This window comes from bacterium (assembly GCA_030655055.1).
GTDB lineage: Bacteria > Edwardsbacteria > AC1 > AC1 > EtOH8 > UBA5202.
This window is the reverse complement of record JAURWH010000056.1, coordinates 1-10,771: the sequence shown is the minus strand read 5'-3', so window position 1 is coordinate 10,771 and position 10,771 is coordinate 1. Positions and strand designations below refer to the sequence as shown.

The 10,771-nt window shown below is 54.5% G+C and carries 10 protein-coding genes and 1 tRNA gene; all 11 read left to right on the top strand.

All coding sequences use genetic code 11. The features are described 5' to 3' along the window. Positions 1–861 (top strand): hypothetical protein (locus tag Q7U71_02710; protein ID MDO9390664.1); only part of this gene is annotated, 861 nt, incomplete at its 5' end. Between the two features lie 151 nt (positions 862–1,012). After that, positions 1,013–1,285 (top strand): TMEM165/GDT1 family protein, encoded by a 273-nt coding sequence (locus tag Q7U71_02705; protein ID MDO9390663.1) that lies wholly within the window; start codon positions 1,013–1,015, stop codon positions 1,283–1,285. 91 nt (positions 1,286–1,376) lie between these two features. Continuing rightward, on the top strand, positions 1,377–2,534 hold the full coding sequence (locus Q7U71_02700) for a pyridoxal phosphate-dependent aminotransferase (GenBank protein ID MDO9390662.1): 1,158 nt from the start codon (positions 1,377–1,379) through the stop codon (positions 2,532–2,534). A 62-nt stretch (positions 2,535–2,596) separates the two neighbouring features. After that, a complete protein-coding gene (locus Q7U71_02695) occupies positions 2,597–3,142 on the top strand; it encodes a hypothetical protein (protein ID MDO9390661.1) in 546 nt (181 codons plus the stop codon). Positions 3,143–3,173: 31 nt separating this feature from the next. After that, positions 3,174–4,292, top strand: a complete 1,119-nt coding sequence (locus Q7U71_02690; GenBank protein MDO9390660.1) for a pyridoxal phosphate-dependent aminotransferase — start codon at positions 3,174–3,176, stop codon at positions 4,290–4,292. A gap of 88 nt (positions 4,293–4,380) precedes the next feature. Then, positions 4,381–4,456: transfer RNA gene (locus tag Q7U71_02685), tRNA-Ala, on the top strand. A gap of 412 nt (positions 4,457–4,868) precedes the next feature. Further along, positions 4,869–5,957: a 3-phosphoserine/phosphohydroxythreonine transaminase gene (serC, locus tag Q7U71_02680; GenBank protein ID MDO9390659.1), complete on the top strand. Its 1,089-nt coding sequence runs from the start codon at positions 4,869–4,871 to the stop codon at positions 5,955–5,957. 152 nt (positions 5,958–6,109) lie between these two features. Next, complete coding sequence (locus tag Q7U71_02675; GenBank protein MDO9390658.1) at positions 6,110–7,036, top strand: 3-phosphoglycerate dehydrogenase; 927 nt, start codon at positions 6,110–6,112, stop codon at positions 7,034–7,036. Between the two features lie 187 nt (positions 7,037–7,223). Beyond that, a complete protein-coding gene (locus Q7U71_02670) occupies positions 7,224–8,459 on the top strand; it encodes a DUF1015 family protein (GenBank protein MDO9390657.1) in 1,236 nt (411 codons plus the stop codon). Positions 8,460–8,622: 163 nt separating this feature from the next. Then, positions 8,623–9,498 (top strand): YicC/YloC family endoribonuclease, encoded by an 876-nt coding sequence (locus tag Q7U71_02665; GenBank protein MDO9390656.1) that lies wholly within the window; start codon positions 8,623–8,625, stop codon positions 9,496–9,498. 173 nt (positions 9,499–9,671) lie between these two features. After that, a partial coding sequence (locus tag Q7U71_02660) for a hypothetical protein (protein MDO9390655.1) occupies positions 9,672–10,771 on the top strand: 1,100 nt, incomplete at its 3' end.

Here is a 10,771-nt window from a genome sequence, read left to right as displayed (position 1 = left end):
GTTTTTATTGCAGAAGCACTTAGTGCTGAATTCTATTTAAATAACATAGTTAGGCCTGATGATATAGTAATTACTAAAAATATTGAGAATAATGAGGATCTTTGGATTTCTATTTATACCCTGCCAGGGATTGACGACTCGCTAAAATTATATAAAGCATATAAAATCCCGAATACTTTGATTAAAAATGATTTTAAATTAAAACCGGGTAAAAAAGTAACACTCTTAAAAAACTCAAAAATAGTTGGTATTGACAAGATAAATTATTTTTATATTAAAAATAGCGAAGGGAATGGCGAACAATTTATATATTTTAACCTTGTAAACCATGATCTGATCGATAAATCTAATGAATACCTTATAATAAATTTACCCGATACCTTGAAGCATAAAGATGATATACGTGAAATTCTGTTAGGTAAGTTCTCTATTCAGGAACAAGACAGTTTATTAAACAAAATAACAAAACATTTAGCAGATAATTATAAAACCAATCCCGTTAAAGGATTTATTAATTCAATAGTAGATACGACAAAGCATGACATCAATTACATAAAAAAGCAAATATCTGACAATTATTACATTGAGCATTACAAATCAACAAATAACAAAAATAAAATAATTATATTACAATTCATGTCATTGAATAACTTAAAAGAGCATTTTATGGTTATTCTGAATGATTCAAATATTTATGTGTTACCGCATTCAATATTTCAACAGATATTTACGATAGCTGATGAAGTATATATTTCGCGCATGGGTTATACACCCAGCACAGGTGCCGCAAGCATAATATTATATAAAATACAAAATTCAAAATTACTTGAAATACAAAGTGATTACTCATTTTCGGATTAATTACTACGAACCGGAAAACCAAGTTTAGAATATAAACGTTTTATCAAAAGTAAATAAATCTGCGAAAATCTGTTTAATCGTCCGACGCCATAGCAGGCTTACTTGTTTGCCGGCTTTGGCCGACGGCGTCTGCGGATAGAAAGAGTATCTCATGAACTGGAAAATCTTTGGCGCCGCTTTCGTCACCCTGTTCCTGGCCGAGCTGGGCGACAAGACCCAATTGGCCGTAATCACCATGACCTCTGAATCCAAGAGCTGGCTCTCGGTCTTTTTGGGCGGCAGCCTGGCCCTGGTCTGCGTCACCCTGATAGGGGCGCTGTTCGGACAGGCCATTATCAAGGTCATCCCGCAGAACATCCTGCATTACATCGCCGGGGGGCTGTTCATCGTGATGGGCATCCTGGCCATTCTCGGTAAGCTATAAACCACTTACCCACTAAAAGGCACTAAAATCCACTAAAAATTATTTTAGGGTTTTTCGTGTATTTCGTGGGCAAAATAAAACGGAGAGACAAATGAAATTTGCAGCCAAGATGGAGAAACTGAAGGTCGAGACAGCCTTCGAGATGATGGCCAAGGCCAAGAAGCTGGAGGCCGAGGGCAAGAAGATCGTCCACCTGGAGATCGGCGAGCCGGATTTTGACACCCCCAAGAACATCAAGGAAGCCGCCAAGAAGGCCCTGGACGCCGGCAAGACCCATTACGGGCCCTCGGCCGGCCTGCCCGAGCACCGCAAGGCCATCGCCGAGTATTACTCCAAGCAGATCGGCGTCCAGTACGGGCCGGAGAACGTGGTGGTGACCCCCGGCGCCAAGCCCATCATGTCATTCGCCATCACCGCCCTGCTGGAAGAGGGCGACGAGTGCCTGGTGCCGGACCCCGGCTTTCCCATCTACCAGTCCATGGTCAAGTTCAACGGCGGGGTGCCGGTGCCGCTGCCGCTGCGGGAAGCCAACGATTTTAGGCTGGACGTCAACGAACTGAAATCCAAGATCACCAAGAAGACCAAGCTGATCATCATCAACTCGCCCCACAACCCCACCGGCGGGATCCTGACCAGGGACGACCTGAAGGCGGTGGCCGACATCGCGGTCAACAACAACATCCCGGTGCTGTCGGACGAGATCTACGACCGGATGATCTACGAGGGCAAGTTCGAGAGCATCGCCCAGTTTCCCGGAATGAAGGACCTGACCATCATCCTCAACGGCTACTCCAAGACCTACGCCATGACCGGCTGGCGGGTGGGCTACGGCCTGATGCCCACGGCGCTGGTGGAGCACATGGCCCAGCTGATGACCAACATCAACTCCTGCACCGCCACCTTCAGCCAGATCGCCTGCATCGAGGCCCTGAAAGGCCCGCAGGATGAGGTCACCGCCATGATGACCGAGTTCAAAAAGCGCCGGGATTTCATCGTGGAACGGATCAACAGGATACCAAAACTGTCCTGCCGCAAGCCGGCCGGGGCCTTCTACATCTTCGTCAACATCAAGCAGACCGGGATGGATTCCCGCAAGTTCACCGACTATTTGCTTAACGACTGCGGGATCTGCGCCCTGGCCGGGGCCAACTTCGGGGCCGAGGGCGAGGGATACGTCCGCTTCAGCTACGCCAACACCATAGAGAACCTGGCCGATGCGGCCGACCGGATAGAGAAGGCTTTGAAATAACGGGGATGCTTTTATAAGGAAACCAGGAAGGCAGGAACGTTTAAATATTCCGAGGTTAAATTATGCCAAAGACCAAGGGCACCGGGATCAATTGGCTGCGGGACATGATCGAGGCCAAAGGACCGCAGGCCGAGCAGGCCCTGGCCAAGGCCCTGAGCCCGGAGGATTTCATGGCCTACCGCACCGCCATGCCCATCAGCTGGTTTCCGGAGGAGGCGGCCACACGCATCTATTTGGCGGCCGGGAACATCCTGTTTGCAGACAAGCCCGACATCAGGATCGAAGTGGGGCGGGGCATGGCCAAGTCCAACCTGAACGGGATATACAAGCTGCTAGTGCCGCTGGCCACCATTCCCTTCATGATGAAGCAATCATCGCGGTTGTGGCGCACCTACCACGATACCGGAGTTACATCGGTGGAAGAGTTCCAGGGAGAGAAGAGGATCATCTTTGCCGTGAGTGATTTCCCCGAACTGCCGGTCGAAATGCGCCAGGTGCTTCGGGGGTACATCATGGGGCTTTCGGAACTGGTGGGGGTCAAGAACGTGCGGGTAGCCCTGGATGAAAGCAACCCCAATTCCTGGAAATGGACCATCACCTGGGAATGATACTACGCTAAAAATAATCTGTGATCTAATAATGACTGACAACTACCTGGCCTGGTTCAAGGCCATCGACATCGCCCTGCAGAACCGCAGGGACTGCCATCTGCTGCTTTCCAGCAACGTCTACGAGCCGCTGGATCTGCTGGAGAAGCACGCCAAACAGAACTGGGGAGAGCTGCGCCGGCTGCAGTCCTACAACAACGACTGGGGACACCCGGTGCTCAAACAGCTGATTGCGAAGCGTTACGGGATCAAGCCTTGGGAGATACTGCTGACCAACGGCTGCACCAACGCCACCTATCTTTCCATAATCTCCCAGGTCAAGCCGGGCGATACCGTCATCTGCGAGACCCCGGCCTACCAGCCGATGTGGCAGATAGCCGGGCTTTCCGGCGCGAACATCAAATGGCTGGAGCGGCGGCCGCCGCACTACCGGGTCGATCCCGGCGAGCTGGCCGCCCTGGTTGACAAGAAAACAAGTTTGGTGATCCTGACCAACCTGCACAACCCCAGCGGGGCGCATCTATGCAAAAAGGAACTGGCGGAGATAGCCCGGGCGGTGCGGCGGAAGAACAAAAAGACCCGGATCCTGATGGATGAGGTGTTCCGCGACTTCGAGCCGGGCAAACCGGCTCCGGCCTGCACCATAGACCGGGCCTACATCTCCACCGGCAGCCTGTCCAAGGTCTACGGTCTGAGCCACCTGGAATGCGGTTGGATCCTGGCCGATAAAAAGACCATCGATCATATCGCTCCGTATTTCGTGCTTTCCGACGGCAACGGCTCGCGCTACCTGGAGGCAATGTCGGCGGTGGTGTTTGAACAGCTCGACGCCTACCTGTCCCGGTCGCTGGACATCGCGGCCCGCAACCGCAAGGAGCTGGTCAAGGCCGCCGGGCCGCTGATAAAAGAAGGTTTGGTCTCGGGGGACATCCCGGAACAGGGCTGCATCTGGTTCCCCAAAGTTACCGGTTTCAGGGATGCCGGCAAACTGGCGGACCTGCTGGCAAAAAGATACAAGGTCTATGTGGTGCCGGGAAGGTTCTTTGGGGATGCAGGCAGGATAAGGATCGGCTTCGGCAGCCAGCCGGAGGCGTTCAGGAAAAGCATTGCCGCCTTTGCCGGGGCGGTCAGGGAGATAACTAAACGCTGAATGGGGTTGAAATCGGAGTGAAATTTTGTTATCATACTTAGTTGTTAGGGTTTAGGGTTTAGACATTAGGGTTTAGTATTTAGTTTATGGGGCTGTAGCTCAGTTGGTAGAGCGGTACGTTCGCATCGTACAGGCAGTGGGTTCGAATCCCATCAGCTCCACCATATTTAAAATGAGAACCCAGGGCTAACGAAGTTAGCAGGGTTCTCCGCCGGCAGGAATGCTTTGGAGTTGGGCGGCGGCGGATGCGCCGTAGGCGCAGAATCCCATCAGCTCCGCCATTATTCCTTCGTGCCGGGCTTTAGTCCACCGTAGGAGGGCACCATACAACATTAAATGAGAACCCAGGGCTAACGAAGTTAGCAGGGTTCTCCGCCGGCAGGAATGCTTTGGAGTTGGGCGGCGGCGGATGCGCCGTAGGCGCAGAATCCCACATCATTATTCCTCCATGCTGGGCAGTAGTCCGCCGGAGGAGGGTCAGCTCCACCAGACTACGTCCGCCTGCGGCGGACGTAGTCTGGTAAGCCGGCCTTCAACACAGATTTGAATCAACAATATTAATATAAGGAGTTTGATATGGCAAAGAGGGTTTTCAATTTTTCGGCCGGTCCGGGAATGCTGCCCGAGGCGGTTTTGAAAAAGGCCGCGGACGAGATGCTGGACTACCAGGGCTCCGGGATGTCCGTGATGGAAATGAGCCATCGCTCCAAGGTCTATCAGTCGATCATCGACGGGGCCGAGAAGGCTATCCGGGAACTGATGAACATACCGGCCAATTACAAGGTGCTGTTCCTGCAGGGCGGGGCCTCCATGCAGTTCGCCATGATCCCGCTTAACCTGATGAAGAAATCCAACAAGGCCGACTACGTCAACACCGGAGAATGGGCCACCAAGGCCATCGCCGAGGCCAAGCGCTACGGCGACATCAAAGTGATAGCCACTTCCGAGCCGGAGGTCTTCAACCACCTGCCGGCCCTTGATCCCAAGGAGTTCCGCCCCGACGCCGACTATTTCCACATGACCACCAACAACACCATCTTCGGAACCTCCTGGAAGAGCTTCCCCGACACCAAGGGCGTGCCGCTGGTGGTGGACATGTCCTCGGACATCCTGTCAAAAGTGGTGGACATCAACCAGTTCGCCCTGGTCTACGCCGGGGCCCAGAAGAACATGGGTCCGTCCGGGGTGACCGTGGTCATCATCAGGGACGACATGATAGACTTCTCCAAGCCCGAGACCCCCACCATGCTCAAGTATAAGACCCACGTGGAAGGCGGCTCGATGTACAACACGCCGCCCTGCTACGGCATCTACATCATCAAGCTGGTGTGCGAGCACCTGCTGGCCCTGGGCGGGGTGCCGGCCATGCAGAAGATCAATGAGCAGAAGGCCGCCCTGCTGTACGACGCCATCGACAACTCCAAGCTGTTCAAATGCCATGTCCAGAAGAAGGAGGACCGCTCCCTGATGAACATCCCCTTCCGGACCCCGTCCGAGGACCTGGACAAGAAGTTCCTGAAAGAAGCGGCCGAAGAGGGCCTGACCACCCTGAGCGGCCACCGCAAGACCGGCGGGATGCGGGCCAGCATCTACAACGCCATGCCGCTGGAGGGGGTGGAAAAATTAGTGGCCTTCATCAAGAAGTTCGACCAGGCCAATCAGTAGCTCTTTTTACGGCATCGCATGTCAGTCTAAACCGTCCCGCCAAAAGCGGGACGGTTTTCTGTTGACTTTTAAGGCCGGTTTTGATACCATTTTAAGGTTAGTTCCGATGCTGCTGAACAATTAATGGGAATCAATAAATACAGGAGGTTATCATGGCAAAAAAAGTGCTGTTGGCCACCGAAAAACCCTTCGCCAAGGTGGCGGTGGAAGGTATCTCCAAGATCTTCGCCGAGGCCGGCTATGAGCTCATCAAACTGGAAAAATACACCGACAAGGCCGACCTGCTGAAGGCCGCGGCCGATGTTGACGCCATGATCATCCGCTCCGACAAGGCTGACGCCGCCGTGATCGAGGCTGGCAAGAACCTGAAGGTCATCGTCCGGGCCGGGGCCGGCTACGACAACATAGACCTGGCGGCCGCCAGCGCCAAGGGCATCTGCGCCATGAACACCCCGGGGCAGAACTCCAACGCCGTGGCCGAGCTGGCCGTGGGGATGATGGTCTTTCTGGCCCGCAACAAGTTCACCGAGGGCAACGGTTCGGAGCTGAGGGGCAAAAAACTGGGCATCCACGCCTACGGCAACGTGGGCCGGTTGGTGGCCGGCATCGCCAAGGGATTCGGGATGACGGTCTATGCCTTCGATCCCTTCGTGGACAAGACCAAGATGGAGGCCGAGGGGGTCAAGGTCTTAGAAAAAATAGAGGAACTTTATTCCCAATGCGACTATGTCTCCCTGCACATCCCGGCCAACGACAAGACCAAGAAGTCGATCAACTACGACCTGCTGTCCAAGATGAAGAAGGGCGCGGCCCTGATCAACACCGCCCGCAAGGAAGTGATAGACGAGGAAGGCCTGAAGAAGGCCATGGCCGAGCGCGAGGACCTGAAGTACGCCACCGACATCGCGCCGGACTGCCACGCCGAGATCGCCGAGATCTTCGGCAGCCGCTATCACGCCACCAAGAAGAAGATGGGGGCCGAGACCTCGGAGGCCAACATCAACGCCGGGCTGGCGGCGGCCAACCAGATCGTCAAGTTTCTGGAGAATGGCGACCGGACCTTCCAGGTGAACAAATAGCTTTTGACCGCCCCCTTTATCCCCCTCCCGCAAGGAGGGGGATTTTTAATCCCTTCCCCCATGGGGAAGGGGTATGGGTTAGGTCCGTTCCCGGGCTTTTTATTTGGTTGAAATTTAGGGGGAAATGTAATAGAATTAACGTTCATTTGGTCAAACAAAAGTTTAATATATAACATCAGGAGCATCCATGGCAGTCGTTCTACCATTCAAGGCAGTCCGTCCCAAAAAAGAGTTTGCCAAGGACATCGCCGCGCCGCCCTACGACGTGGTCAACAGCGAGGAGGCCCGGGAGCTGGCCAAAGGCAATGACAAGAGCTACCTGCACATCAGCCGGCCGGAGATAGACCTGGACCCCAAGACCGACGAGCACGCCGACCAGGTCTACGACCAGGGGAAGATCAACTTCGAAAGATTCAAAACCAACGGCTGGCTTTTCCAGGAGCAAAAGCCCTGCTTCTACATCTACAAGCAGATCATGGGCGGCCACCAGCAGATCGGCCTGGTGGCGGTGGCCTCGGCCGGGGACTATGACCAGGATGTGATCAAGAAGCACGAGCACACCCGGCCCGACAAGGAGGACGACCGCACCCGGCACATCGGCACCATAGACGCCAACACCGAGCCGGTGTTCTTCACCTATCCGGCGGTCCCGGCCATAGACTCGCTGATCGGCGACTGGATCAAGAAGACCCCGGAATACGATTTCACCAGCGACGACGGCGTCAAGCATACCCTGTGGGTCTGCGATGACGACCAGATCATAGGATCCCTTAAATCCGAGTTTGCAAAACTCAAATACATGTACGTGGCCGACGGCCACCACCGCAGCGCAGCCGCCTGGCGGCTGTGGAAGGAACGCAAGGCCAAAAACCCCAAGCACAATGGCAGCGAGGAATACAACTTCTTTTTGACCGTGATCTTCCCCGACAACCAGATGAACATCATGGCCTACAACCGGGTGGTGAAGGACCTGAACGGCAATACCCGGGACGAGTTCCTGAAGAAGGTCGGCCAGAAGTTCACAGTGACCGAGCAGGCCCCTGATGTGCCCGGCGCAAACCTGAAATTCTCCATGTACCTGGACGGGAAGTGGTATCTTTTGACCGCCAGGGACGGGAGCTACGACCAGAAGGACCCGGTAAAACGGCTGGACGCCTCGATCCTGCAGGACAACCTGCTGCAGCCGGTGCTGGGAATTGAGAACCCGCGCACCGACAAGCGGATCGGCTTTGTGGGCGGGATAAGGGGAACCAAGGAGCTGGTCAAATTAGTGGATTCCGGCAAGTATGCGGTGGCCTTCTCCCTGCACCCGGTCAACATCAATCAGCTGATCAGCGTGGCCGATTCCGGGCAGGTGATGCCGCCCAAGAGCACCTGGTTCGAGCCGAAATTGAGAAGCGGGTTGTTCGTGCACCAGTACTAAACTCAGGCCGCGGAAAACAGGCCAAAGTATTCATTGATCTAAAGCAAATAATCGGGCAAAAGGGCCGGAGAAAATCTCCGGCCCTTTATTTTTTTACCACTTTAAAATTGACATAACCCTTATTTGTGGTATAATCATAAGTCTAATCATAAAATAGGTTTAAATGATAAAAAGCATGACCGGTTTCGGCCGGGCCGAGGCCAAGACCAGGGACCATCAGATAGGGGTGGAGGTCCGTTCGGTCAACAACCGCTATTCCGAGATATCCTTAAGACTTCCCCGGGCCTTCAATGGTCTGGAATCCAAAATAAAGACCCTGGTCCAGCAGAACATCTCGCGGGGCTCGGTTTCGTTGGTCCTGAATTACAGCGGCCAGGAAGAGGCTTCCCTGCCCAGCCTGGACATCAAGGCCGCCCGCCATTACCACAAGATCATGCTGACCCTGAAAAAGGAGCTGGGGCTGAAGGGGGAGATAGACATCCGTTCCATCACCGCTTTTCCCGATGTGCTGACGGTCATTCCCACCGCCTTCTCCGAACAAAAAGCCTGGCAGTTGATCCAGGAGCCTTTGACCAGGGGGCTGGACGAACTTAACCGGATGCGGCAGCAGGAGGGGAAACGGCTGGAGGCCGAGTTCAAAAAGCGCCTGAACAACATCAGCCGGGTGGTCAGCCAGATAGAACAGCTGGCCGAAGGCCGGGTGGATGAATACCGGAAGCAATTGCAGGCCAAAATGGCCAAGCTGCTGGCCGGGACCGGGGTGGACGAGGGCCGGCTGGCCCAGGAGGCCGCCATCTATGCCGACCGCTGCGACATCACCGAGGAGTGCGTCCGGCTGAAGATCCACCTTAAGGCCTTTGAGCAGTTCCTGAAGACACCGGAGCCGGTGGGCCGGCGGATGGACTTTTTATTGCAGGAGATGAACCGGGAATCCAATACCATGGGGGCCAAGGCCAACCAGGCCGCCATCTCCCAGCTGACGGTTCAGCTTAAGGAAGAGATAGAAAAAATGCGGGAGCAGGTCCAAAACATAGAATAGGACAGCCGGTGGTTTCGATACGCCCCGCCGTTGACTGAGTGGTTCAGCCGTATCGAAGTCAGGCGGGGCACTCAACCACCGGCTACTCGGCCAACGTCAGGCAGGCACATAGGCACACAGGTGTGGAATAAATAATATTGCAGAAATTTCAGAATAGCAAAGGAGGGTGTTTTATGAAGAAGATCTTATTATCCGGGTTGCTGCTGGCCGCGCTGGCCGGCGGGCTGTGCGCTCAAACCATAGACAGCACCCTGAGCTTTTACATCAAGATGAGCACTCCGGACCTGAACCTCTACTTTCTGGACCACGGGTTCCTGGACATCGTCCAGGCCCACGGGGCGGTGGGGATGATGATCAATCCGGCCGGGTTGGAGCGCACCCAGGGGCTGGATGTCTTCGTGGCCGGCAGCCTTTCCAAGGACGTCAGCAATGATTTCAAGATAAAGATCATAGACAGTTCCGAGGCTTCGCCCTCCATCAAGGTGCCCACCACCCTGACCCTGACCGACATGGGCGGCCTGGATTACGTGGGGGTGGCCGGCAAGGCCGGACCCTTCGGGCTGGGGATAGCCATACAGCGCGGCTCCGGCATGGAGATGGGACTGGATACCAGCATAGTGGAGATATCCCAGAAGATGACCTATGATTATCCCTACCAGCTGGACAACACCATGGTCCCCGGCCTTCCCTATCCGATAATCGTCAACCTCAGGGTCTCCGGCACCGGGGTCATCACCATGGGCGGCCAGGGCAATGTCAGCATCATGAACACCCCAATATTCCTGGGCAGCGGCACCAAGTTCGGGCCCTTTAAACTGGGAATGGGGATCAAGATGACCAAGCTCTCGGCCACCGGGAACTTTGCCATCAATTCTTCGGCCCGGATCCAGGACCTGAGCGGGATAGTGGGCGACACCATCGATGGCATCAGGATCGACAGCATTCAGGTTCACAGCAGTTTTGACAGCTCAATGTTCAGCGACAATTTTGAGTGCAAACTGTCGGGCACCCAGACCAGCCTGGTGCTGAGCGCCAACTTTGAGATCCCGATCCTGAAGGCCGGCATGTCGATAGAAAAGGGCATGCCCTATACCCTCAAAGGCGATTATTTCAACAATGCCTACATTCCCTCTGGCGAGCCCCGGCTGGATTCGGTCAACGTCGACGGGCTCAATTACGATCCATCAGACAGCACGATCACCGGTACCGCCCAGCTTTATCTGGGCGGGATAGAATACAAGCACAAATCCGGGGCCCAGGAAGGCGGCATCGA